Source organism: Pseudodonghicola xiamenensis DSM 18339 (assembly GCF_000429365.1).
Classification (GTDB): Bacteria; Pseudomonadota; Alphaproteobacteria; order Rhodobacterales; family Rhodobacteraceae; genus Pseudodonghicola; species Pseudodonghicola xiamenensis.
This window is the reverse complement of the sequence record NZ_AUBS01000004.1, coordinates 204,645-228,981: the sequence shown is the minus strand read 5'-3', so window position 1 is coordinate 228,981 and position 24,337 is coordinate 204,645. Positions and strand designations below refer to the sequence as shown.

Sequence of the window (24,337 nt, the reverse complement as noted above, 5' to 3'; positions counted from 1 at the left end):
GGATCAAGATGTCGTCACAACTATTGGCCGGGAAGCGCGGCCTGATCATGGGCCTGGCCAATGACAAATCTATCGCCTGGGGGATCGCCAAAGCGCTGTCCGGCGCGGGTGCTGAGCTGGCCTTTTCCTACATGGGCGACGCGCTGAAAAAGCGGGTCATGCCACTCGCCGAACAACTCGGCAGCGAAATCGTCCTGCCCTGCGATGTCGGTGACGAGGCTTCGATCGACGCCTTGTTCGAGGCGCTGAAGGAGAAATGGGGTGAGCTGGACTTCATCGTTCACGCCATCGGCTTCTCCGACAAGAACGAGCTGCGCGGTCGCTACGTCGACACCAGCCGCGCCAACTTCACCCTGAGCATGGATATCTCAGTCTATTCCTTCACTGCGGTGATGCAGCGGGCGGAAAAGATGATGTCCGAAGGCAGCGCCGCGCTGACGCTGACCTATTACGGTGCCGAGAAGGTTATGCCCCATTACAATGTGATGGGTGTCGCCAAAGCAGCGCTCGAGGCGAGCGTACGCTATCTGGCCGAGGACCTTGGCAAGGACGGCATTCGCGTCAATGCGATCTCGGCCGGACCGATCAAGACGCTGGCGGCCTCGGGCATCGGCGATTTCCGCTACATCATGAAGTGGAACGAATATAACTCACCGCTGCGGCGCAACGTGACGATCGAAGATGTCGGTAATTCCGCGCTCTATCTTCTGTCCGATCTGGGCGCAGGGGTGACCGGCGAGGTTTTACATGTTGACGCCGGCTATCACGCCGTCGGCATGAAGGCCGTCGACGCCCCCGACATCGCCAAGAACTGAGCCAAACCGCCTGAGGAATAAGCCGATGACCGACTTGCTGCCGCATGAGAAGGGATTTCTCGTCAGCTGGGATCAGTTGCACCGCGATGCGCGGGCGCTGGCCTGGCGGCTGCAGGGACACGCGCCAGAAGGCGGCTGGCGCGCGGTCGTGGCCATTACCCGCGGCGGCATGGCGCCGGCGATGATCGTCGCGCGCGAGCTTGATATCCGCACCGTCGACACCATCAGCGTGAAATCCTACGACCACCAGACCCAGAGCGATCCGGTGGTGATCAAGTCGCCTGACATGGATATCGTCGGCAAGGGCGAAGGCATCCTGATCGTCGATGATCTGGTCGATTCCGGCCGCACCCTGGAAGTGGTGCGCGCCCTGATGCCCGAAGCGCATGTCGCCACCGTCTATGCCAAGCCCAAGGGGCGGGCACAGGTCGATACCTTCATTACCGAAGTCAGCCAGGACACCTGGATTTTCTTCCCTTGGGATACCGCGCTGCAGTACGTTAAGCCCTATCGCGCGCTCGACTGAGCGGCACCCGCCGTCGGCGCGGCCGTTCGTCCGGCGACACTTGATCATTTGGACAGAGAACAAGGGGCACAGGCGGGCCCGGTCCCAGCTTGGGCCCCTCGAACAAGGACCCGAGCCCCATGTCGCCCACCCGCACCGAGGCCACTTTTCCCGCCCCCATCGTCGCCTCGCGCCGCTGGATCGAGGGCGTTTCCTTCCCCGCCGACCGGCCGCTGATCAATGTCAGCCAAGCCGCCCCCATCGACCCGCCGCCCGAAGCGCTGCGCCAGGCGATGGCGGAATTCATCCTGACCGTCCCGCAGGCGCATCTGTACGGCCCGGTGCTGGGCATGCCCGAGCTGCGCACGGCCCTGGCAGCGCAGATCGCGGGGATTTACGGTGGCGCCGTGGCGCCCGGCCAGGTGGCGATCTCCTCGGGCTGCAACCAGGCCTTTAGCGCTGCCATCGCCGCACTGACCGGCGAGGGCGACGAAGTGATCCTGCCGACACCTTGGTATTTCAACCACAAGATGTGTCTGGACATGGCCGGGGTCAGCACCCTGCCCCTGCCCTGCGGCGACGATCTGATCCCCGATCCGGGCCGCGCGGCGGCGCTGATCACCCCGCGCACCCGGGCCATCGTGCTGGTGACACCGAACAACCCGAGCGGTGCCGAATATCCCGCCGGCATCCTGCGCGCCTTCTATGATCTGGCTCAGGCGCGCGGCATCAAGCTGATCGTCGACGAAACCTATCGCGATTTCGACAGCCGCGACGGCGCCGCGCATGATCTATTTACGGATCCCGACTGGGACCGCACCCTGGTGCATCTTTATTCCTTCTCGAAAGCCTATCGGCTGACCGGCCACCGGGTCGGTGCACTGGTCGCCTCCCCCGCGATGCTGCTGGAGGTGGAGAAATACCTCGATACCGTGACGATCTGCCCAAGCCAGGTGGGCCAGTTCGCGGCGCTGACCGGCATTCGCACCCTGGGCGATTGGGTGAAGGGAGAACGCGACGAGATTCTGGCCCGGCGCGCCGCCCTGGCGCAGGGCTTCGCGCGGCTTGACGATCACGGCTGGCGGCTCAAGGGGCTGGGCGCCTATTTCGCCTATGTCGAACATCCCTTCGATCTGGCCTCCGAGGCGCTGGCGCAACGGTTGGTTCACGCGGCCTCGATCCTCGCGCTGCCGGCCAGCATGTTCGTGCCGGCGCAGGATCCCTCAGGGATGCGGCATCTGCGCATCGCCTTCGCCAACACCGATCGCGCCGGTATCGCGGAAATGATCGACCGGCTGGCCGCACTCCGACTCTGAGGCGGGCATCTGAGCTTGCCCCCCTCCGGCGCCCGTCGTATTGAGGGCGCCGATACAAACGGCATTGCCAGAATAGGGGGCGCCATGGCCGCGCGGGTCAAAGAGCTATCGAAAACCTTTGTCTGGATCCTGATGGGTCTGCTAGTCGCGGGTCTGGCGGGGTTCGGCGCCACCAATCTGACCGGCACCGCCCACACGGTTGCCACCGTCGGCGATCAGACCGTCAGCACCGAGGCCTATGCCCGGGAGCTGCAACGCGAGATTCGTGCCGTCGAGGCGCAAGGCGGTCAAGCGCTGCAGATGAGCCAGGTCAAGGCCATGGGGCTGGATCAGCAGGTGCTGGGGCAGCTCGTCGCGCTGGCCTCGCTCGACAATGAAGTCGATCAGCTTGGCATCAGCATCGGCGACGAGGCCCTGCAAAAGGAAATCCTCGCCATTCCGGCCTTTCACGGGCCCGATGGGAAATTCGATCGCGACACCTACCGCTTCCAGCTGGATCAAGCCGGCCTCAACGATGTCGATTTCGAGACCGATCTGCGCCACGAGGCCGCCCGGACCCTGGTCCAAAGCGCGATTGTCGGCGGCGTGAAGATGCCGCAGGCGATGACCGACGCCCTGGTCGATTACATCGGCGCCCGGCGCAGCTTTTCCTTCGCGACGCTGACAGCCGATGCGCTGAGCGATCCGCTGCCGGCGCCGGACGAAGCCGGGCTGAAGGCCTATTACGAGGCCCATGGCGATCAGTTCACCCTGCCCGAGACCAAGAGCATCACCTATGCGCTGCTGACGCCCGAGATGATTCTGGATCAGGTCGATGTCGACGAAGCCTCAATCCGCCGGCTCTATGACGAGCGTCAGGCCGACTATAACACGCCCGAACGCCGGCTGGTCGAACGGCTGGTCTTCCCGGACGAACAGGCCGCCAAGGACGCCATGGCGCAGATCGAGGTCGGCGGCACCACGTTCGAACAACTGGTCGACCAGCGCGGTCTGGCGATGTCCGACGTCGATATGGGCGATCTCGGGCGCGACGATCTGGGCCAGGCGGCCGATGCCGTCTTTGCCGCCAACGTCGATGATGTGGTCGGCCCGCTGCCCAGCAACCTGGGCCCGGCGCTCTACCGTGTGAACGGCGTGCTGGCCGCCCAGGCGACCCCCTATGAGGAGGCCCGAGACGAACTGCGCGACGAGCTCGCTTCGGAACGCGCCCGCCGCCTGATCGAGGCGCAAGCCGAGGATATCAACGACCGGCTGGCCGGCGGCGCGACCCTGAAGGAGCTGGCCGACGAAACCGACATGGAACTGGGAACCATCGACTGGACCACGGAAAGTTCGGACGGTGTGGCCGCCTATGACGCTTTCCGCGCGGCGGCCTCGAAGGTGACCGCCGATGATTTCCCCGAGGTCAAGTTCCTTGAAGACGGTGGCCTGTTCGCGCTGCAGCTCGACAAGCTGTTGCCGCCGCGCCCTGAGCCCTTCGAGGATGCCCGCGACCGGGTGGTCGAAGGCTGGACCGCCGAGGCAACCCGCACCGCGCTGGCCGCGCAGGCGCAATCCATCGTCGACGGTCTGGGCGACACCGGCGATCTGGCCGGCGCCGGGCTGACCGTGCGGCAGGAGGTCGGGCTGACCCGCACCGCCTTCCTCGAGGACAGCTCACCCGATCTGATGACCCAGGTCTTCACCATGGCCCCTGGCGAAATCCGCATCATTCCCGGCGATCAGATGGTGCAGATCGTGCGCCTGAACGAAGTGCTGCCGCCCGAAGAGACCCCGGATCTGGATGCGATGCGCAAAGGCATCGCGCAGCAGATCGACCAGTCGCTGGCGCAGCAGATTTTCAACGCCTACGCGCGGGATGCCCAGCTCCGGGCCCATCCTACGGTGGATCAAAGGGCGCTGAACGCGGCCCAGGCGAACTTCCAGTAAGGCAAGACCATGGCACTCACCCCCGATTTCGAAACTTTCGCCCGCGCCTATGAGGCCGGGCAGAATCAGGTCGTCTACATGCGGCTCGCCGCCGACCTGGACACTCCCGTTTCGCTGATGCTGAAACTGACCGGCGCGCAGAAGGATGCCTTCATGCTGGAATCGGTCACCGGCGGCGAGGTGCGCGGGCGCTATTCGATCATCGGGATGAAGCCGGATCTGGTCTGGCGCTGCAATGGCGAGCAGGCGTTCCTCAACCGACAGGCGCGTTTCGACCCCGATGGGTTCGAGCCCGTGGCGAGCGATCCGCTGACCAGCCTGCGCGCCCTGATCGCCGAAAGCCGGATCGACCTGCCCGAGGATCTGCCGCAATCGGCGGCGGGTCTCTTCGGCTATCTCGGCTATGACATGGTACGGTTGATCGAGTATCTGCCGAATGTGAACCCCGATCCGCTTGGCCTGCCCGATGCGGTTCTGATGCGGCCCTCGGTCGTCGCCGTTCTGGATGGCGTCAAGGGCGAGGTCACCGTGGTCTCTCCCGCCTGGGCCAATGACGGGCTGTCGGCGCGGGCCGCCTATGCCCAAGCCGCAGAACGGGTGATGGATGCGGTCCGCGATCTCGATCGCGGCATGCCATCGGAATCCCGCGGACTGGGCGAGGCGCAGGAGAGCGGGGACCCACAGTCGAATTTCACCCGCGAAAGCTACAAGGCGGCGGTGGAGAAGGCCAAGGATTACATCCGGGCCGGCGATATCTTTCAGGTGGTGCCGGCACAACGCTGGACGCAGGATTTCCCGCTGCCGCCCTTCGCGCTCTACCGCTCGCTCCGGCGCACCAACCCGTCGCCCTTCATGTTCTATTTCAACTTCGGCGGTTTCCATGTTGTCGGCGCCAGCCCGGAAATACTGGTGCGCGTCTTCGGCCGCGAGGTGACCATCCGCCCGATCGCCGGCACCCGCCCCCGCGGCGCCACGCCCGAGGAGGATCGCGCGCTCGAGGCGGATCTGCTGGCCGATCAGAAGGAACTGGCCGAACATCTGATGCTGCTCGATCTGGGGCGCAACGATGTGGGGCGCGTGGCCAAGATCGGCACCGTGCGCCCGACCGAGAAATTCACCATCGAACGCTATTCCCACGTGATGCACATCGTGTCGAACGTGGTGGGTGAACTGGCCGAGGACAAGGACGCACTCGACGCCTTCTTCGCCGGCATGCCGGCCGGCACTGTCTCGGGCGCACCCAAGGTCCGCGCGATGGAGATCATCGACGAGCTGGAGCCCGAGAAGCGCGGCCTTTACGGCGGCGGCGTCGGGTACTTCAGCGCCGGCGGTGACATGGACATGTGCATCGCGCTACGCACGGCGATCGTGAAAGACCAAAAGCTCTATATCCAGGCCGGCGGCGGTGTCGTCTATGACAGCGACCCGGACAGCGAATATATGGAAACGGTGCACAAATCGAACGCCATCCGCCGCGCCGCGGCCGATGCCGCACGATTCTCGGGCAACGGTAACCGCTGAAGACTTGACCTCAGGGCGATAGCCGGCCGCCGGCCTCAACCGCCACGCGCCTTGGAACACGCCATGAGATACGCGTTAGCCTTTTGCGCGATCTGCCTGAACCTGCCGGTCGCCGCCATGGCGGAATCTCAGATTGAGATCGCCATCCGGCTGGCTAGACAAAGCGCAGTCCCAATGCCCGCAGTGCTGCGCGGGGGCAGCGATATCGCAGAGCTCGCGCAGAACTCACCCGCCGTGTCGAACGCCGCCAGCCGCTTGGCAAGGAAACCGGCCGGCCCCCCGGATTTATGAACCGCTACCGATAGAGGTCATCGTTCAGGTAACGCAGACCGGTGTCGACGATCACGGTCACAACCCGCTTGCCCGGTCCCAGCTCCCTGGCCTTCTGCAGCGCGGCCCAGATATTGGCGCCGGATGTCACCCCGCCCAGCAGCCCCTCCTGCCGGGCCAGCGACCGGGCGCCCCGATAGGCATCTTCGTCCTTCACCGGGATCACCCTGTCGATCAGATCGAGCCGCAGGATCTTCGGCACGAAGGACAGGCCGATCCCTTCCAGCTTATGCGTGCCACTGGTGTCACCGCCGGAGACATTGCGCACGTAATAGGGCTCCACCGCGACGACCTCGGTGTCGGGGTTGTGCGCCTTCAGCACCTCGGCATTGCCCGAGATACAGCCGCCGCCGCCCGCCGCCATGACGAAGGCATCCACCGGCCCGTCCAACTGGCCCAGAATTTCCTGCGCCATGCCGTGATAGCCCAGCTTGTTGTCCATGTTGTTCACCTGATCGGGCCAGAAGGTGCCCGGTTCCCCGGTCAGCTCCCCCGCGCGGGCGATCATCCGGTTGATCACATCGGCGGTCAGCACCCCGCCCTCGGCATGGACGATCTCGACCTCAGCCCCGAAGTCGCGCATGGTTTGCAGCTTTTCCTCGGAAAACCCGTTCGACGACACGAAATGCGCCTTGTAGCCGCGGGTGGCGCAGACCATCGCCAGCGAGCTGCCAGTGCTACCGCCGGTGTATTCGACGACACGCCCGCCGGGTTTCAGCTCTCCCCTCCGCTCGGCGCCCTCGATCATCGACAGCGCCATGCGGTCCTTCATGCTGCCGGTGGGGTTCGCCCCCTCCCATTTCACATAGATGTCGGCGTGATCCGGTCCGGTGAGACGGGACAATTTGATCAGGGGGGTGTTGCCGATGGCGATCATGGAAAGGACCTTTCGCTGTATTCCACAAGTCACTTCCATAAATTAAGTTACAGAACCAGTCAAACTTCCATTTCTTAAGTCTCCAGGCTAGACTGCCCCGAACGATGCCGAACCAGAGGATGAGATGACCACGCCGAAACATGAATTCCGATCCCGCTGCTCAATTGCGCGCAGCCTCGAAATCCTTGGAGACAAGTGGACCCTTCTGGTGGTGCGAGACCTGATGTGGCACGGCAAGCACACGTTTCAGGAGTTGCAGAACAGCGAGGAACACCTGCCGCCGAACCTGCTGTCGCAGCGGTTGAAGCGGCTGATGGACTGGGGGCTGGTCGAAAGAGAGGCCTATCAGGACAGGCCAGTACGCTATCGCTACTCCCTGACCGCGCGAGGGCAGGAACTTGAGCCGGTGTTGCTGCAAATCATGAGCTGGGGGCACGCGCATCTGGGCGGCGGCCTCTATGATCCGGAACAGGCGAAGACAGTCACCGACGCCACGGGCTGAGATTTCCCCGCGTTCGGATTGAGGGACATGTCAGCCCCTCCCCCCGCCGACGGGGACGAGAACCCACGCTCCAGCACAAAGAGGCCATTTCCCATCCGAATGCGATTGGCTGCTTTGCGTGACAAACCGCCGCTCCCGTCGCCGGCGGTAACGACAGCAGGCGGCCCTTTGTCTCCCGGTCGTCTGCTGTGCAGCGTAAAAAACGTCGCATCCGTCAGCAACCGGGATTGTGCCATCAGCTCAATAGCGACAAGGAATTTGGTCAACACCAACGTCTATCGCTGCGCCGAAAATGTTCAGGCGGTGACAACACCCAAGCGCCGGGCTACCGTGAAGAAAAGCACATGGCTTGAGGGGCGATAATGAGTAAATACGACGAACTTCGCGCAGCATTTTCTTCCTACAAAGATGCGGAACGCCAATTCGTGCAGGAAAACGAGGCACTGGCACGGCTGATCGTTAACGGCCTGCATGATTATCTGGACATGCCGAAAGACTTCCCTCGGAAGGAAGGCACCACCACCTATAGCCAGAGCTATACGCCTCTCTTCAGCGTGGACGAAGACGGCAATACTGAAGAAGAGAAGTTCTTCATGGATGCGCTGTCGCACCTATCCGATGGCTCTTTCAAGTTTGCCTTTGGCGTTATCCTCGAAAGGGCCGAGGGCGCTTTTCCAAAGCATAACCTGATCTTGCACGTTGAGTGTAAGCGGCGCGGGGACAAGGTGAATGTCGATGTGTCAGGGAAAGCTCTTGACGTCTCGTTTGACGGGAAGAACTGCCCCGAGATTGAAAACGTCCATGAGCTGATCTTCGGCCAGGTGATGGAATGGCTTCAGCACCGCCCCGGCGATGGCCATGGTTTCTCGAAAATCGGTTTCGCAATGCACTAATCAATCTTCGCTCTCTGCGCTTCGCTGCCATCTGGCGGCGATACAGCATTCCGCAAACTGGACTCGTTTCCGACCTTCGCCGCAACCGTCGAAATACCGGCTTCCCCCGCTCCTAACGTCATCAGCATCCCTTCAACCTTTCCCAAGCGGAGCTCTGCCCAAGGTCGCGGTGACCGATTGCCAAATCACCCGCATCATGAGTTAATCCCCCAACGCTGTTGTTCTCTTTTCCCCGGTGCCGTTCGTGCTGAAAGCCTTTACCCTCTCTCTCTGCACCGCGCTGGCCCTTACTGCCTGCGGATCGCGTGTTCCCAAGTCGAACCCCGAACCACCGCGCCGGGTCTCCACTGCGCCCGCAGAGGCGCATCTGAGCTTCTTCCCCGCCCCAAGCTTCGGCGATCTGAAACCGCATGACTGGGCCGGGACCACCCCAGCCGCCTATTCCGTCCACGGCATCGACGTGTCGCGCTATCAGGGCGATATCGACTGGCAGCAGGTACGCGCCTCGGGTGTCTCCTTCGCCTATATCAAGGCGACCGAGGGCGGCGATCACGACGATCCGAAATTCCGCGACCACTGGCACGGCGCGGGACAGGCCGGTATCCGGCGCGGCGCCTATCATTATTTCTATTTCTGCCGCCCGGCAGCGGAACAGGCCCGCTGGTTCATCCGCCATGTCCCGCGCGATCCCGACGCCCTGCCCCATGTGCTGGACATGGAGTGGAACCACCGGTCGCGCACCTGCCCCAAGCGCCCCGATGGCGCCACCGTCCGGGCCGAGGCGCGCAAATTTCTGGATATCCTGGAACGCCACTACGGCAAGCGTCCGGTGATCTATACCACCCCGGATTTCTATCGCGACACCGGGATCGGCCGACTGCAAGGCACCCAGTTCTGGCTGCGCTCGGTCGCCGGTCATCCCTCCGAGACCTATCCCGGGGCCCGGTGGGCCTTCTGGCAATATACCGGCACCGGCGTGGTGCCCGGCGTCAATGGGCCTGTGGACATCAATGTCTTTGCCCATCCGCCTGAAATATGGGCAGTCTGGCCTGGTTGAATGCCCCCTTGAAAGCGCAGATCGCGCTGCCCATTTGAAAATCGCGGCAATTTGCCCTAGGTTGTAAAAACAAAACAGAGCAGCAAGGCTACCCCTCGATGATGAACCCGCGCTCCATCCCCTGGTTGGAAAGCATAAAGCTTATGATCAGCCGCCCCGAACCGGTGCAGCTTGCGGCCTTATGCTTTCGCACGCCACAGGGGCAGGACACGCCCGAGGTTCTACTGGTCACCAGTTCTAACGGGCGCTGGATCCTGCCCAAGGGCTGGCCGATCAACGGGCTGCACAGCTGGGAAACCGCCCTGCAGGAAGCCTGGGAAGAGGCCGGTGTGCACAGGGGCAAGCCCTGGCAGGACCCGCTGACCAGTTTCAGCAGCATCAAGCGCCATCCGAACGGGATCGAACAGCGCTGCAGCGTCTCGGTCTATCCGGTCGAGGTCGAGGAAATGCGCAAGGACTACCCCGAGGCCGACCGGCGCCAGCGCCAATGGCTCAGCCTTCCCCAGGCGCATGACCGGGTCGATGAACCCGCCCTGCGCGGTGTTCTGCAACAGTTCGAACAGGAACTCGCGGCCCGCGCTTGATCTGCGCGCCGATCCATCCTATCCGCCAACAGACTGTAACAGTTTCATGACAGGGCGCAGGCCGGGTCCCCCGGCGCGCGGCGGAAGGAGCCCATGCCCCAAGACAGCCCCGACACCAACAGCCCGACCACCCGCCAGTGGAAGACACTCGACAAGGATCTGGGCCGGATCGGCCAACTTGAGCTCGCCGCGCAATATGTAGCGCGGCCGATGGTGGGCTTGGGCGTCGCCCTCGCGTTCATGGTCATCGTCGGACTGCTGGCGGCGCTGCTTGCCGGGGCAGGATCGGCCTCGGGGCTGATCATCGTCGCCGCCGCCGTGCTGGGCGCCTATATGGCGATCAACATCGGGGCCAATGACGTGGCCAACAACATGGGGCCGGCGGTGGGAGCCAACGCGCTGACCATGGGCGGCGCCATCGTGATCGCGGCGCTGTGCGAAAGCGCCGGCGCCCTGCTGGCGGGGGGAGATGTGGTCTCGACCATCTCCAAGGGGATCATCGACCCGACCAGCGTCGCCGATACCAAGATCTTTGTCTGGGCGATGATGGCGGCGCTGACTTCCTCGGCGCTCTGGGTCAACCTCGCCACCTGGGTCGGGGCGCCTGTCTCCACCACCCATTCGGTGGTGGGCGGCGTGATGGGCGCGGGCATCGCCGCTGCAGGCTTCGGCGCCGTCAATTGGCCCAGCATGGGCGCAATCGCGCTGAGCTGGGTGATCTCTCCGGTGCTGGGCGGCGTGATCGCGGCGGCCTTCCTGGCCTTCATCAAGATCTATATCATCTATCGCGAAGACAAGATCGCCGCGGCGCAGCGCTGGGTGCCAGTGCTGGTGGGGATCATGGCCGGCACCTTCGCCACCTATCTGGCGCTGAAGGGGCTGAAGAAAGTCGTCCATATCGACCTCGGCAGCGCCCTGATGATCGGGGTTCTGATCGGCGCTTTCAGCTATGCCGCCGCCGCCCCCTTCGTGCGCCGCCAATCGGCGGGGATGGAGAACCGCAACAAATCGCTCAAGGCGTTGTTCGCCATGCCGCTGGTGATCTCCGCCGCGCTCTTGTCCTTTGCCCATGGCGCCAATGACGTGGCCAATGCGGTCGGCCCGCTGGCCGCCATCGTGCATTCGGTCAATTTCGCCGAGATCTCAGGCAAGGTCGAAATTCCCACCTGGGTGATGATCATCGGTGCCTTCGGCATTTCCTTCGGCCTGGTGCTGTTCGGGCCCAAGCTGATCCGCATGGTCGGCAGCCAGATCACCAAGCTGAACCCGATGCGCGCCTATTGCGTGGCGCTGTCGGCGGCACTGACGGTGATCGTGGCCAGCGGCTTTGGCCTGCCGGTGTCCTCGACCCATATCGCGGTGGGGGCGATCTTCGGCGTCGGTTTTTTCCGCGAATGGTACACCGCCCGCCATGTGCCGTCGAAAAGCGGCCCGGGCAAGCGGCTCGCGGTCGAGGAACGCCGCCGCCGCAAACTGGTGCGACGGTCGCATTTCCTTACCATCGTGGCGGCCTGGGTGATCACCGTGCCAGCGGCGGCGGTCATGTCGGCGCTGGTCTTTCTGGCCCTGCGCGCGATCTTCCTCTGAGCCTTAAGACCTGAGGCCTGGGCCCGGCAGACAGACCCAACGGAGACCGGCCCAAGCGGGCCGACCACCAAGGGCGGATCAGCGCGTATAGACGGCAGTGATCCGCGCGCTGCCCAGCGTCATGCTGTTGATCATGAAGCCCGCCAGCGCATTGCGCGCGCCATCGGGCAGCCCGAGCGTATCGACCGGCAGGGCGTAGATGGTGAAGATATAGCGATGCACCTCTCCCGGCGGCGGACAGGCGCCGCCAAAACTGGTGACACCATAATCATTGCTGATCTCCTTCGCGCCCGCCGGCATGGCGGCGGTCCCGCTGGCGCCCGCCTCGAGCGTGGTGACCGAAGCGGGAATGTCCACCACCTGCCAATGCCACCAACCGGACCCGGTCGGCGCATCGGGATCATAGGCCGTCACCGCAAAGCTCTTGGTGCCCTCCGGCGCCCCCGACCAGGACAGTTGCGGCGACCGGTTGCCGCCATCGCAGCCAAAGCCCGCAAACACCTGTTCCTCGTTCATCTGCGCGCCCTCGGCGATGGTGCTACTGGTCAGACGGAACCCCTCGGCCTGCGCCGAGGCGGCCAGCGCGCCGGCCAGAACGGCCCCGGCAATCAATGAAATGCGACGCATGATACAGTCCTTTCCTGGGAGTTTGATCATGCCGCAGAGATAGACCCGAGCCCGTCGGCCCGCTTCCGGACAACCGCCATAAACTATCGAAAAACGCTCAATCACCCGCCGACCGGATCGCCCGTGGCCGAATTCCGAAACGTTTGCGGAAGGCATCCGAGAAATGCGAGGGCGTCTTGAAGCCGCAGTCCAGCGCGATGCCGGAGATCGGCCGCCCCGTCGTCTGCAACAGGGTCAACCCGATCTCGAGCCGGGTGTTGAGCAGAACTTTGGCGAAGCCATGGCCCGAGGCCGTGAGCCTGCGGCGCAGGGTCGCCTCGCTCATCGCGAGACGTCGCGCGACATCCGCGATCCGCCAGGGATATCCGGGATCGGCCTCGATCAGACCGCGCACCCGGTTCAGCGGTTCGTCCTGGTCGCGCCTTGGCAGGCGCACCCCATGTTGGCGTAGCCAGATCAGCGGTTCCAGCAAACGGTGGCGCCGGATTTCGGGCGGCAGGGCCTGATTGTCGAGCGTCTCGCGGATCAACCCGAGGATTTCCGCAGGACGATCGAGGTCCCGCCGCAGCAGCTGAATACCCGGCGGCCCGGCCGACAGCCGCTGATCGGCGAAGACCGCATCGACCAGATCATGCGACAGACACAGACCGACAGCGCGATAGCTGTCATTCAGCACCGGGCGGTTCTCCAGCGTCACCAGCGACCCGGCCGGAAAGATCATCAGATCGCCCTCCTCGCCGATCAGCACCCCATTCTGCGGGCAGACCACAAGCTTGCTGCCGGTTTGGACAAAGACCAGAAGCGCCAGCCGAAGATAGAGATCGGTGAAGGTCACCGCCGTCGCCTGGGTAATCGAGAAGATCGAGACATCGGCCCCAAGGCCAGCGTCCTGCCCCACCAGCTCTGTAACCCGTTGATCCATTACCATTGCTCCGACACTCCGCGCAGGCGCCGCCAATGCCACGCCACAGGGGACAGGACCGGAGGCGCGCCTGCGGCGGCTGCTATTCCTGCGCCGCGTCCCCGGGCGTATAGGTCAGCACCGCAGAGACCGGCGCCAAGGCCACCCGCTGCGCCCTGTCCTGCAGCCCCCAGATCAACAGCGCGCTGACGGTGTCGGGACGCACCCGGCCCAACATGATCACCGCCCCCTCCTGACCAGCGCGGAACGCCGCCTGATCCAGGAACCGGCGCATCACCGTCGGCGTCTGCCCGGCCCCGTCGAAGTCACGGAACACCACCGCCGAGGGCACCCCTTCGCGCGCGGCCAGCTTCTGCACCGTGTTCAGCCCGTTCGACAGGGTGATCAGCCCCAGACCGGCGCTGCGCGCGATCTCGGTCACCTGATCGGAAAGCTGCCGATTGCCCTGAATGCCGCTGCCGGTGCCCTCCAGGATCGCCACCGCCTCGGGCACATCGGTGCGCCAGACCGCGATCGAGACTTCCGCATCCTGTGGCGTCGCCGCTGCGGGCAGATCGGCCAACATCACCACCTCGAACCCGGCATCGCGATAGCGTTGCATCTTGGCACCCGCGTCGGGTTCGGACGGGTCGATGGCGAAGGTCAGCGGATAGGGAAAATCGGCCAGTGCTTCAGCCCCGATGGACTGGGCGTCGTCGATCAACACGACCGACAGCAGCGGCCGGTGATCGGGGTTGTCAAACGGAACGGAATAAAGCGCCAGCGCCGTCTCGGCCGCAGCGGGCGCGGCATCCGGGGGCGTATCGGTCTCGATCATGGGCTTGACCGGTGTCCCAAGCGGTGCCGAACTGACCACAGCCTCCGTGCCAGCCTGCGGCAGGGCGGCGATACGGGGCGCCTGACTGCCCTCTCCCGAAGCCGCCTCAACCGATCCGGCGATAGGCTCGATCGTCCCGGCATCGGGCGCCGATGTCGCAGCCTCGTCCTCGTCAGAGCCCACCTCTGGCGTCGCCTCTTCCAACGCGGCAAATCCCGAATCCGTCTCAGGCAGGGCCGGTGCTGCCGGCTGCGCCGGATCAGCCGTGATCGAGATGCTGCGGTCAGCGCCCGGCGCCTCCGGCCCGGCGGCGGGGGTCTTGGGCACATCCGGGCCGGCGGCCGATGAATCAACTGCGGGCGGGGCGGCCTCCTCCTGCGGACCGGAGAGCATCTCCGTCGCGCCGCCGACGCTGGGCTTTTCCGCCGGCGCGGTATCGGCACTGGCAAGCGGATTCAGATCGTCTGCCCGATGATCCGCCAACGGTGCCCGAGGCATCGCCTCGACCAGATCGGCGTCGTTGCCCTTGGCGGCCAGCCCGGCCTGATCATCGCCACGATCCGCCGGCGTTTCCGGCACCGCGGCGGCAGGCGCCGGCCCCACATCCGGTCGTGGCGGCAACGGCATCACCAAAGACAGCGCCGCGACACCGGTCACCGCGACCACAACGCCCAGACCGAAGCCCCCGAAAAATCCGCGCATACCCGCCATGCCTCTCTCACTGATCCACCCGGTTAAGGCCCAATTGCCCCGCTTTGCGGCGTCTTGCGCCAGGCGCGGCGGTCGATTTGTCCCGCCCCCGGCCCTTGACGCTGCCCGCCATCCCAGAGCATGTATGTCCCGACCACCATTATTATGCTGGTGGCGGCTTTGCCACCAGCCCCCAATCTGCCCGGGCCATCATGCTTCTGCTGATCGACAATTACGATTCCTTCACCTACAATCTGGTGCAATATCTGGGCGATCTCGGGGCCGAGATGGCCATTCGCCGCAATGACGCGCTGAGCGTCGATGACGCCCTGGCGATGAAGCCCGCCGGCATCCTGCTGTCGCCCGGCCCCTGCGATCCCGATCGCGCCGGCATCTGCCTGCCGCTGACCGAGGCCGCCGCCACCCACCGCATTCCCCTGTTCGGCGTCTGCCTGGGCCATCAGACCATCGGCCAGGCCTTCGGCGGCAAGGTGGTGCGCGCGGGCGAGATCGTGCACGGCAAGATGGGCACCATCCATCACAGCGGCAAAGGCGTCTTTGCCGGCCTGCCCTCGCCCTTCCAGGCAACGCGCTATCATTCCCTGGTGGTCGATCGCGACAGCCTGCCCGACTGCCTTGAGATCACCGCCTGGCTGGAAGACGGCACCATCATGGGGCTGCAGCACCGCGAGCTGCCGATCCACGGGGTGCAGTTCCACCCCGAGTCGATCGCCTCGGAACATGGCCACGCGATGCTCAAGAATTTCCTGAACGACATGAAGGTGCCGGCATGAGCGACGCCCTGAAACCCCTGATCGGCGCGGCGGCCGACCGGCCATTGACCACCGAAGAGGCCACCACCGCCTTTACCATCCTGTTCGACGGCGAGGCGACGCCGGCCCAGATCGGCGGCCTGTTGATGGCCCTGCGCACGCGCGGCGAGACGGTCGATGAATATACCGCCGCCGCCGCCGCGATGCGTGCCAAATGCCATATGGTCGCAGCACCTAAGGGCGCCATCGACATCGTCGGCACCGGTGGCGACGGCAAGGGCACGCTGAACATCTCGACCGCGACCGCCTTCGTGGTGGCAGGCGCCGGCGTGCCGGTGGCCAAGCACGGCAACCGCAACCTGTCGTCGAAATCCGGTTCCGCCGACGCGATGAGCGAGATGGGCATCAAGACCATGGTGGGCCCCGCCATCGTCGAACGCGCCCTGGCCGAGGCCGGCATCGGCTTCATGATGGCGCCGATGCACCACCCGGCAATGGCCCATGTCGGCCCCGCCCGCACCGAACTGGGCACCCGCACGATCTTCAACATCCTCGGGCCGCTGACCAACCCCGCCGGCGTCAAGCGGCAGCTGACCGGCACATTCTCCCGCGCGCTGATCCGGCCAATGGCGGAAACCCTGGGCCGGCTTGGGTCCGAACACGCCTGGCTGGTGCATGGCTCGGACGGCACGGACGAGCTGACCATCACCGGGGTGAGCTGGGTCGCCGCGCTGGAAGAGGACGGATCGGTCCGCGAAGTCGAGCTGCATCCGGAGGACGCCGGCCTGCCCGTTCATCCCTTTGAGGAGATCGTCGGCGGCACCCCGAAGGAGAATGCCCGGGCCTTCGCCGCACTGCTGGCGGGCGAACAATCGGCCTATCGCGATGCGGTGCTGCTGAATTCCGCCGCCGCCCTGGTGATCGCTGGCGCGGCGCCCGATCTGCGCGCCGGCGTGATGGCGGCACGCGAAAGCATTGACAGCGGCGGCGCCAAGCGCAAGGTCGATCAATTGGCCCGCATCACGCAAGAGACGGAATGACACTGGACCTGTCACGCCTCGGGGCCTGGGCCGATCTGCCGTTCTTCCGCGCCGACCTTCCCGCGGTAGAGGCGCGGCTGACAGCCGAGACCGATCCGGTGTTCCCGCCCGAAGACCGCATCTTCGCCGCCCTGGAACGTACCCAGCCCGACGCGGTGAAGGTGCTGGTCCTGGGCCAGGATCCCTATCACACCCCGGGCAAGGCCGATGGGCTGGCCTTTTCGATCCCCGCCGACTTTGGCGGCCCCCTCGACAGCCTTGGAAATATTTTCAAGGAGCTGGAGGCCGATCTTAACGAGAAGCGTCACACCAGCGACCTGTCGGACTGGGCCGATCAGGGGGTCTTGCTGCTGAACACCGCGCTCAGCGTGCCACAGGGCCGCGCCCACGGTCACAAGGCGATCGGATGGACACCGCTCATTCACCAGATCCTGGCCCGGCTTGATGACCGCCCCCGGGCGCTGCTGCTCTGGGGCAAGCCGGCGCAAAAGCTCGGGGGCCGGATGACCAACCCCGACCACCTGAGGATCGAGACGCCGCACCCCTCGCCGCTGTCGGCCTATCGCGGGTTCTTCGGCTCGCACCCGTTTTCCCGGGTCAATGCATGGTTGCAGGCACGCGGCGAGACCGCCATAAATTGGGCGAACCAGGAGGGATCATGACCGAAACCGTTCTTGACCGCATCAAGGCCTATAAGCTGGAAGAAGTGGCCGCCGACAAGGCTGCAAAACCGCTGGACGAGGTCGAGGCCGAAGCCCATGCCGCCAGCCCCGTGCGCCCCTTCGCCGAGGCCCTGCAACAGGCTAGCCGCAGCGGCTATGGGCTGATCGCCGAAATCAAGAAGGCCAGCCCCTCCAAGGGACTGATCCGCCCCGATTTCGATCCGCCGGCGCTGGCCCAGGCCTATCAGGCCGGCGGCGCCACCTGCCTCTCGGTGCTGACCGATACGCCCAGCTTCCAGGGCGCCAAGGAATTTCTGACCCAGGCCCGCGCCGCCTGCGATCTGCCGGCCCTGCGCAAGGACTTCATGTACGACCCCTATCAGGTGGTCGAGGCCCGCGCGCTTGGCGCCGACTGCATCCTGATCATCATGGCCTCGGTCTCTGACGCCCTGGCGCAGGAGCTGGAGCAGACCGCAATGGACTGGGGCATGAGCGTGCTGATCGAAGTCCATGACCAAGACGAGCTGGAGCGCGCGACCTTGTTGAAAAGCCCGCTGATCGGCATCAACAATCGCAATCTTCATACCTTCGAGACCACGCTCGACACCTCGCGCAAACTGTCCAAGCTGGTGCCGGCGGATCGCACCATCGTCAGCGAAAGCGGCTTGAACAGCCCCGAGGATCTGGCCGAGATGGCCCGCTATGGCGCCCGGTGCTTCCTGATCGGCGAAAGCCTGATGCGGCAGGACGACGTGGCCGATGCCACCCGCCATCTACTGGCCAATCCGCTGGTGGCCCCCGGGGGGATGATGTGAGCGGGCTGACCCATTTCGACGCCTCGGGCAACGCCCAGATGGTCGATGTCTCGGACAAGGCGGAAACCGCCCGTGTGGCCGTGGCCGAAGGCCACATCAAGATGTCTCCACAAACACTTGATATCATTACCGAAGGCCGAGCCAAGAAGGGTGACGTAATCGGCGTGGCGCAGCTTGCCGGCATCATGGGGGCGAAGAAGACGCCCGATCTGATCCCGCTGTGTCATCCTCTGCCCGTCACCAAGGTGGCGGTCGAACTCAGCGCCGATCCAATGCTGCCGGGGCTCAGGATCGAGGCTACGGTCAAGACCAGTGGCCGTACCGGCGTGGAAATGGAGGCGCTGACCGCCGTCAGCACTGCGGCGCTGACCGTCTATGACATGGTCAAGGCGGTGGACAAGGCCATGCAGATCGGCGGGATCCGGGTGATCCTGAAAGACGGTGGCAAATCAGGACGGTACGAAGCGAAATGATTACGGTAGACGAAGCGCGCGCAAAATTGTTCGAACTGGCGGCTCCGACCCCGGTTGAAGAGGTTGCGCTGATCGAGGCCGCAGGACGGGTCTTGGCTCGCGATGTGGCCGCTCGGCGCGATCAGCCGCCCTTCGCTGCCTCTTCGATGGACGGTTACGCGGTCAAGACCGCCGAGGTGCAGCTTCACGCCATGTTCAAGGTGATCGGAGAAGCCGCCGCGGGACGGCGTTTTGACGGTCATGTGCAGGCCGGCCAGGCCGTTCGCATCTTTACCGGCGCGCCGATGCCCGAAGGCGCGGATTTCGTTGTCATCCAAGAGGATATCAACCGCAGCGGCAATCTGATCACCATCGTCAATGAACCGGGCAGCCGTGACAATGTGCGCCCCCTGGGTGGCGATTTCCGCGCCGGGTTGACGGTGCCGGCGCCGCGCCTGCTGCGCCCGAACGATCTGGCGCTGCTGGCGGCGATGAACATCGACCGTGTGCCGGTCCATCGCAAGCCGGTGGTGGCGCTGATCTCGACCGGGGACGAATTGGTGATGCCCGGCGACACCCCCGGCCCCGATCAGATCATCGCCTCGAACACCTTCGGGCTGAAGGCCCTGTTCGAAGAGGTCGGAGCCGAGGTTCGCATGCTGCCGATTGCGCGCGACAACCATGCCGCCCTTAAAATGGCCTTCGACCTGGCGGCGGGCGCCGATCTGGTGATCACCATCGGCGGCGCCTCGGTCGGCGATCACGATCTGGTCGGCGAGGTGGCCGAGGCTCTGGGAATGGAACGCGCCTTCTACAAGGTTCTGATGCGTCCGGGTAAACCGCTGATGGCCGGGCGACTGAACGGTGCCGCCATGATCGGCCTGCCGGGCAATCCGGTTTCCGCAATGGTCTGCGGCCATGTCTTCGTGGTGCCGATGATCCGGGCGATCCTGGGGCTCGGGGCGTTGGCGCCGGGGCTGAAACGGGCCGAACTGGCCGTGGATCTGCCGGCCAATGGCCCGCGCGAACATTACATGCGGGCCGAGGTGAACGAACAGGGCTGGATCGGTGTCGCCAGCGATCAGGACAGCTCTTTCCTCACCATTCTGGCGGGCGCCAATGCGTTGCTGCGCCGGCCCCGCAACGATCCGGCCCGCGCCGCCGGTGAGGTGGTGGAATATCTTCCGATCTGACCGGCCGCAGGCCCGGCCACTTGTGTCGCCATGCCCGTGGGTTACCCCGGTGTGTTGACACAAAACAAGAACATGCGTAGAACAAAACGAAACGCAGGTTTGGGAGGTGGCGCGGATGCTGACCCGGAAGCAATTGGATTTGCTGGAATTCATCCATAAGCGCGTGCAGCGCGACGGGGTTCCGCCCAGTTTCGACGAAATGAAGGTGGCGCTGGATCTCCGTTCGAAATCCGGCATCCACCGGCTGATTACCGCGCTTGAGGAAAGGGGCTTCATCCGCCGCCTCGCCCACCGCGCCCGTGCCATCGAGATCGTCAGGCTGCCCGACAGTCTGGGCGGCGATGCGGCGCTGAGCGGCGGCTTCACACCTCAGGTCATCCCGGGCGACCGTGAGGCCGTGCCGCGCGCCGCCAATTCCGAACCGGTGGAACATTACGCGATCGAATTGCCGATGATGGGCCGGATCGCCGCCGGTGTGCCGATCGAGGCGATCAATGAAGTCAGCAGCCATGTCGCTGTGCCAAGCGCGATGCTCTCCTCGAAGGGAGAGCATTATGCGTTGGAGGTCAAGGGCGACTCGATGATCGAGGCCGGGATCAACGATGGCGACGTGGTGATCATCCGCGAGGCCGAGGATGCCCAGAACGGTGATATCGTGGTGGCGCTGGTGGATGATAGCGAGGCGACGCTGAAACGCTTTTTCCGTAAGGGCCGCTCGATCGCGCTGGAAGCCGCCAACCCGGCGTATGAACCCCGCGTGCTGCCGGAAGATCGCGTCAAGGTGCAGGGCCGGCTGGTCGGATTGATCCGCAGCTATTGATCCCGCCCCGGGCTATGGGCCTGTCTCCGACCCGATACGCCTGCGCCCGACCAGAGCCGGGCACGCGTCGGATCGCGGCTCAGCCACATGCCGGTCTCCCCAAGCGCCACCGCGCCGGTCTGGCGCAAGCGTATCGGGTCGAACTGCAGACAATCCCCTTCGAGCGTCAGGGGCAGCGCTGACACCACAACCTCTGCCTTGTTGCAGGCGGTCAGCTCCGCCGCCGCCCCCTTGCCGGTGACATGAAGGATGCGCAGGCCCGAGGTTTCGGCCACCCTCAGCTTGCCCTGCGCCGCGGGCCAGCGCGCCGCCGCCGCCGGTTGATCGGCCCCGTCGCCATCGTTTTCCAGCCATATGCCCGCGACGAAACCGGCCCCGCGCGGCTTGCTCAGCGCCCGGCCGCGCTCCGTCATCACCCCCACCAGCCCGCCATCCGCGGAAATCAGCACCGCCGGGCGTTCCGCCCCGGCCCACAACAGAACGGCCAACGCCACCGGGCCCACCCCGATGAGCCGCCCGCGCCCCCGCCAGAGGCAAAGGACAAGCGCGCCGGCGGCGAAGAGGGGCAGCACCCAGGGCCCTGGCGTGACCAGATGACCGGTGGCGCCGGGCAGATCCGCCACCCCATGGGCGACAGCGAGGATCCAGCGCAGCCCCAGCCCCATCAGCCACAGCCCCCAACCGGCCAGACCGACAGGCGCCAGACAGGCCGCCAGCACCGCCGCCGGGATCACCATCAGCCCCATCACCGGCACTGCCAGCAGATTGGCCACCAGCCCGTAATGCGACAGCGTGTTGAACTGTGCCGCTCCGACCGGCGCAGTGGCCAGCCCGGCCACGAAAGACGACAGGACCACGCCCGTGACCGGCGCCAGCCAAGACGGCCCCAGGCTCAACCTCCCATCGCGCAGGGCCCCGAAGACCGCGATCAGCGCGGTGGTGGCGGCAAAGGACATCTGGAACCCCGGGCTCAGCAGGCTTTCGGGGCGCAGCATCAACAGGATCAGCGCCGCCAGCGCCACCGCGCGCAGCGACAGCGCCCGACGATCGACCATCAGCGCCCCCAGCACCACCGCAGTCATCACGAAGGCGCGCTGGGTCGCGACGCCGCCGCCCGACAGCGCCAGATAGCCTGCCGCCGCCACCAGCGCCCCCGCGGCAGCGATCCGACGCACCGGCAACCGCAGTGCCAACGCCGGGATCAGCGCCAGCCCGAAGCGCAGCGCAGCGAAAACAAACCCCGACAGTAACCCCATGTGCAGGCCGGAAATCGCCAGCAGATGCGCCAGGTTGCTGTCGCGCAGCGCTTGCAGCGTCTCAAGGCTCACCCCACTGCGGTCTCCGGTAGTGACGGCGGCGGCGAAACCGCCCAGATCGCCGGGGAGCACGGCCCGGACCCGCGCCGCAATTGCCATCCGAAAGGCGGCCAACCGCGCCCCTTCGGCCGGCGCTACTATCAGAACCGGCACGCGGGTATATCCCACCGCCCCCAGCCGCTGGAACCAGGCATGGCGCTGAAAGTCGAAACCGCCCGGCTCTGCCGGCCCCTCCGGCGGCGCGAGATGGGCGGTGGTCATGATCCGGAGCCCGGGGCGCGGGCGCCAGTCAGCCGCACCGCCATGCAGGGCGATGCGCACCCGCGCCGGGGTTCGCCCCGGCGCCACGTCCTCAAGCCGCACCCGATCGAGTGTCAGCCTGAGCGCGTCCGAGGCCGAACGATCGAGCGCGATCACCCGCCCCTCGACCGGGCCATAATAGCGAAACCCCAGCACCGGCGCCGCAACCAGATGCGCGCGCGCGCCGGCCAGCCCCAGCCCCAGCGCGATCAGCGCCGCGCCGGCGCCCAGTACCGACAGCCCCCCTGGGCGCAGCAGCGCCCAGAGACCGCCCGCCGTCCCGAGGGCCAGCGCCACCGCATAGATCGCGCCCCCCGGCTCCCCCGGCCAGAGGAAATAGAACCCGATGCCAAGCCCCAGCGCCACCGGCGCCCAGGGAAACAGATATCCGCGCTGACCTTCCAGCGCAGCCTCAGACCGGGCATGCCAAAAGCTCAGAACGCCCATGCTTGCCCCCCGCTCTGCCTGCCGCTAGACAGACCGTGAAATGCTACCCCCTTTAAAGTTACCGAAAGGTAAACCTTCATGTCCTCGGATCAGGTCGTCACCCGCTTTGCCCCCTCGCCCACCGGTTTCCTGCATATCGGCGGCGCGCGCACGGCGCTTTTCAACTGGCTTTACGCCCGCGGCCGGGGCGGCAAGTTCCTGCTCCGGATCGAGGACACCGATCGCGAACGTTCGACCCCAGAGGCGACCGCGGCGATCCTGCAGGGGCTGACCTGGCTCGGCCTCGACTGGGATGGCGAACCGATCAGCCAGTTCGAACGCGCCCCCCGTCACGCCGAAGTGGCGCTGCAGCTTCTGGCCGAAGGCAAGGCCTATAAATGCTTCTCCACCCAGGAGGAGATCGCCGGCTTCCGCGAGGCTGCGCGCGCCGAGGGCAAAAGCACCCTCTTCCGCAGCCCCTGGCGCGATGCCGATCCCGCGACCTATCCCGACCGCCCCTATGTCATCCGCATCAAGGCGCCGCAGGATGGCACCACGGTGATCCACGATCAGGTCCAGGGCGATGTGACGATTCGCAACGATCAGCTCGACGACATGGTGCTGCTGCGCTCCGACGGCACCCCGGTCTATATGCTGGCCGTGGTGGTCGACGATCACGACATGGGGATCACCCATGTGATCCGCGGCGACGACCACTTGAACAACGCCGCACGTCAGCAGATGGTCTATGACGCCATGGGCTGGGAGGTGCCGGTCTGGGCGCATATCCCGCTGATCCACGGACCGGACGGCAAGAAATTGTCGAAACGGCACGGGGCCCTGGGGGCACAGGAATATCAGGCCATGGGCTTTCCCGCCGCCGGCATGCGCAACTATCTGGCCCGGCTGGGCTGGTCACATGGCGATGACGAATTCTTTACCGACGATCAGGCCAAGGCCTGGTTCGATCTGACCGGTATCGGCAAGAGCCCGGCGCGTTTCGACATGAAGAAGCTGGAGAATCTCTGCGGCCAGCATATCGCTGTTAGCGATGACGCCGCTTTGCGGCACGAAATCGTGGCCTATCTGGCCGCAGCCGGCCTTCCCGCCCTTTCACAAGATCAGGAAACCGGGCTGGAAAAAGCGATGTTTTGCTTGAAGGACCGGGCGCGCACTTTTCCTGAACTGCTGGAAAAAGCGCATTTTATCCTTACGGAACGGCCAGTTGAACCGGACGCCAAGGCCCAGAAGGCGCTGGAAACGGTATCCAATGGTATACTGTCTGAATTGACGCCGCATCTGCAAAGTGCTAGCTGGACGCGAAACGATCTGGAGGCGACTCTGGGCGCTTTCGCCGAAGACCATGGCACCAAATTCGGCAAGCTCGCCGGCCCGCTCCGGGCTGCGCTGGCAGGTCGCGCGGTGACGCCTTCGGTATTCGACATGATGCTTGTACTGGGCCGTGAGGAAACGATCGCCCGCCTCAAGGATGCTGCCGGACGCGTTGGATCGGAGTGACCGGACAACGCGCCCAGCGAAGACGAAGACCGTCTCTGCGCGCCCTTGCG

At 65.2% G+C, this 24,337-nt stretch carries 23 protein-coding genes; 18 read left to right on the top strand and 5 right to left on the bottom strand.

Features of this window, described 5'->3' with window-relative positions:
* The first annotated feature begins 8 nt into the window (after positions 1–8).
* The 5 genes from fabI (at position 9) to trpE (ending at position 6,086) form a co-directional block, all read left to right on the top strand.
* Positions 9–815 carry an enoyl-ACP reductase FabI gene (gene fabI, locus G455_RS0107430; RefSeq protein WP_028093119.1) on the top strand — a complete coding sequence of 269 codons (807 nt, stop codon included), beginning with the start codon at positions 9–11 and terminating at the stop codon, positions 813–815.
* Positions 816–840: 25 nt separating this feature from the next.
* A complete protein-coding gene (gpt, locus tag G455_RS0107425) occupies positions 841–1,341 on the top strand; it encodes a xanthine phosphoribosyltransferase (protein WP_028093118.1) in 501 nt (166 codons plus the stop codon).
* A 119-nt stretch (positions 1,342–1,460) separates the two neighbouring features.
* Positions 1,461–2,636, top strand: coding sequence for an aminotransferase (locus G455_RS0107420; RefSeq protein WP_028093117.1), 1,176 nt, complete (start codon positions 1,461–1,463; stop codon positions 2,634–2,636).
* An 84-nt stretch (positions 2,637–2,720) separates the two neighbouring features.
* Positions 2,721–4,565 (top strand): peptidyl-prolyl cis-trans isomerase, encoded by a 1,845-nt coding sequence (locus tag G455_RS0107415; RefSeq protein ID WP_028093116.1) that lies wholly within the window; start codon positions 2,721–2,723, stop codon positions 4,563–4,565.
* A gap of 9 nt (positions 4,566–4,574) precedes the next feature.
* A complete protein-coding gene (gene trpE / locus G455_RS0107410; protein WP_028093115.1) occupies positions 4,575–6,086 on the top strand; it encodes an anthranilate synthase component I in 1,512 nt (503 codons plus the stop codon).
* A 295-nt stretch (positions 6,087–6,381) separates the two neighbouring features.
* On the opposite strand, the gene G455_RS0107400 is transcribed toward trpE, so the two are convergent.
* Positions 6,382–7,293, bottom strand: coding sequence for a PLP-dependent cysteine synthase family protein (locus tag G455_RS0107400; RefSeq protein WP_028093113.1), 912 nt, complete (start codon positions 7,291–7,293; stop codon positions 6,382–6,384).
* Between the two features lie 124 nt (positions 7,294–7,417).
* Here G455_RS0107400 and G455_RS0107395 point away from each other — a divergent pair, with 124 nt between their 5' ends.
* The 5 genes from G455_RS0107395 to G455_RS0107375 all read left to right on the top strand — a co-directional run bounded on the left by G455_RS0107395 (position 7,418) and on the right by G455_RS0107375 (position 11,916).
* Complete coding sequence (locus G455_RS0107395; RefSeq protein WP_028093112.1) at positions 7,418–7,795, top strand: winged helix-turn-helix transcriptional regulator; 378 nt, start codon at positions 7,418–7,420, stop codon at positions 7,793–7,795.
* A gap of 362 nt (positions 7,796–8,157) precedes the next feature.
* Positions 8,158–8,688 carry a hypothetical protein gene (locus G455_RS0107390; RefSeq protein WP_028093111.1) on the top strand — a complete coding sequence of 177 codons (531 nt, stop codon included), beginning with the start codon at positions 8,158–8,160 and terminating at the stop codon, positions 8,686–8,688.
* Between the two features lie 247 nt (positions 8,689–8,935).
* On the top strand, positions 8,936–9,745 hold the full coding sequence (locus G455_RS0107385; RefSeq protein ID WP_035366357.1) for a glycoside hydrolase family 25 protein: 810 nt from the start codon (positions 8,936–8,938) through the stop codon (positions 9,743–9,745).
* Positions 9,746–9,843: 98 nt separating this feature from the next.
* Entirely contained in the window at positions 9,844–10,329 is a 486-nt protein-coding gene (locus G455_RS0107380) for an NUDIX hydrolase (protein ID WP_028093109.1), read from the top strand.
* A 93-nt stretch (positions 10,330–10,422) separates the two neighbouring features.
* Positions 10,423–11,916: an inorganic phosphate transporter gene (locus G455_RS0107375; protein ID WP_028093108.1), complete on the top strand. Its 1,494-nt coding sequence runs from the start codon at positions 10,423–10,425 to the stop codon at positions 11,914–11,916.
* Between the two features lie 78 nt (positions 11,917–11,994).
* On the opposite strand, the gene G455_RS0107370 is transcribed toward G455_RS0107375, so the two are convergent.
* The 3 genes from G455_RS0107370 to G455_RS0107360 all read right to left on the bottom strand — a co-directional run bounded on the left by G455_RS0107370 (position 11,995) and on the right by G455_RS0107360 (position 14,993).
* On the bottom strand, positions 11,995–12,543 hold the full coding sequence (locus tag G455_RS0107370) for a YbhB/YbcL family Raf kinase inhibitor-like protein (RefSeq protein ID WP_028093107.1): 549 nt from the start codon (positions 12,541–12,543) through the stop codon (positions 11,995–11,997).
* Positions 12,544–12,640: 97 nt separating this feature from the next.
* Positions 12,641–13,465 (bottom strand): helix-turn-helix transcriptional regulator, encoded by an 825-nt coding sequence (locus G455_RS0107365; RefSeq protein WP_035366320.1) that lies wholly within the window; start codon positions 13,463–13,465, stop codon positions 12,641–12,643.
* Positions 13,466–13,547: 82 nt separating this feature from the next.
* Positions 13,548–14,993 (bottom strand): divergent polysaccharide deacteylase family protein, encoded by a 1,446-nt coding sequence (locus G455_RS0107360; RefSeq protein WP_308434068.1) that lies wholly within the window; start codon positions 14,991–14,993, stop codon positions 13,548–13,550.
* A gap of 191 nt (positions 14,994–15,184) precedes the next feature.
* Between G455_RS0107360 and G455_RS0107355 the strand changes: the two genes are divergently transcribed.
* From G455_RS0107355 to lexA, 7 genes are all read left to right on the top strand, one after another.
* Positions 15,185–15,766 (top strand): anthranilate synthase component II, encoded by a 582-nt coding sequence (locus G455_RS0107355; RefSeq protein WP_028093104.1) that lies wholly within the window; start codon positions 15,185–15,187, stop codon positions 15,764–15,766.
* Positions 15,763–16,785, top strand: coding sequence for an anthranilate phosphoribosyltransferase (trpD, locus tag G455_RS0107350; RefSeq protein WP_028093103.1), 1,023 nt, complete (start codon positions 15,763–15,765; stop codon positions 16,783–16,785). Before G455_RS0107355 ends, trpD begins: the two co-directional genes overlap by 4 nt.
* The gene (locus G455_RS0107345) at positions 16,782–17,447 is read left to right on the top strand and encodes a uracil-DNA glycosylase (protein ID WP_028093102.1); all 666 of its coding nucleotides are present in this window, start codon (positions 16,782–16,784) and stop codon (positions 17,445–17,447) included. The genes trpD and G455_RS0107345 overlap by 4 nt, the downstream gene beginning before the upstream one ends.
* Positions 17,444–18,262 carry an indole-3-glycerol phosphate synthase TrpC gene (gene trpC / locus G455_RS0107340; protein ID WP_028093101.1) on the top strand — a complete coding sequence of 273 codons (819 nt, stop codon included), beginning with the start codon at positions 17,444–17,446 and terminating at the stop codon, positions 18,260–18,262. Before G455_RS0107345 ends, trpC begins: the two co-directional genes overlap by 4 nt.
* Positions 18,259–18,735 carry a cyclic pyranopterin monophosphate synthase MoaC gene (moaC, locus tag G455_RS0107335; protein WP_028093100.1) on the top strand — a complete coding sequence of 159 codons (477 nt, stop codon included), beginning with the start codon at positions 18,259–18,261 and terminating at the stop codon, positions 18,733–18,735. The genes trpC and moaC overlap by 4 nt, the downstream gene beginning before the upstream one ends.
* The gene (locus G455_RS0107330) at positions 18,732–19,907 is read left to right on the top strand and encodes a molybdopterin molybdotransferase MoeA (RefSeq protein ID WP_028093099.1); all 1,176 of its coding nucleotides are present in this window, start codon (positions 18,732–18,734) and stop codon (positions 19,905–19,907) included. Before moaC ends, G455_RS0107330 begins: the two co-directional genes overlap by 4 nt.
* Positions 19,908–20,022: 115 nt before the next feature.
* Positions 20,023–20,727: a transcriptional repressor LexA gene (lexA, locus tag G455_RS0107325; protein WP_028093098.1), complete on the top strand. Its 705-nt coding sequence runs from the start codon at positions 20,023–20,025 to the stop codon at positions 20,725–20,727.
* On the opposite strand, the gene G455_RS23585 is transcribed toward lexA, so the two are convergent.
* Positions 20,721–22,790: a ComEC/Rec2 family competence protein gene (locus G455_RS23585; RefSeq protein WP_051312256.1), complete on the bottom strand. Its 2,070-nt coding sequence runs from the start codon at positions 22,788–22,790 to the stop codon at positions 20,721–20,723. The genes lexA and G455_RS23585 overlap by 7 nt on opposite strands.
* Before the next feature lie 78 nt (positions 22,791–22,868).
* Between G455_RS23585 and gltX the strand changes: the two genes are divergently transcribed.
* Positions 22,869–24,287 carry a glutamate--tRNA ligase gene (gene gltX, locus G455_RS0107315; RefSeq protein WP_028093097.1) on the top strand — a complete coding sequence of 473 codons (1,419 nt, stop codon included), beginning with the start codon at positions 22,869–22,871 and terminating at the stop codon, positions 24,285–24,287.
* The last annotated feature ends 50 nt before the right edge of the window (positions 24,288–24,337 follow it).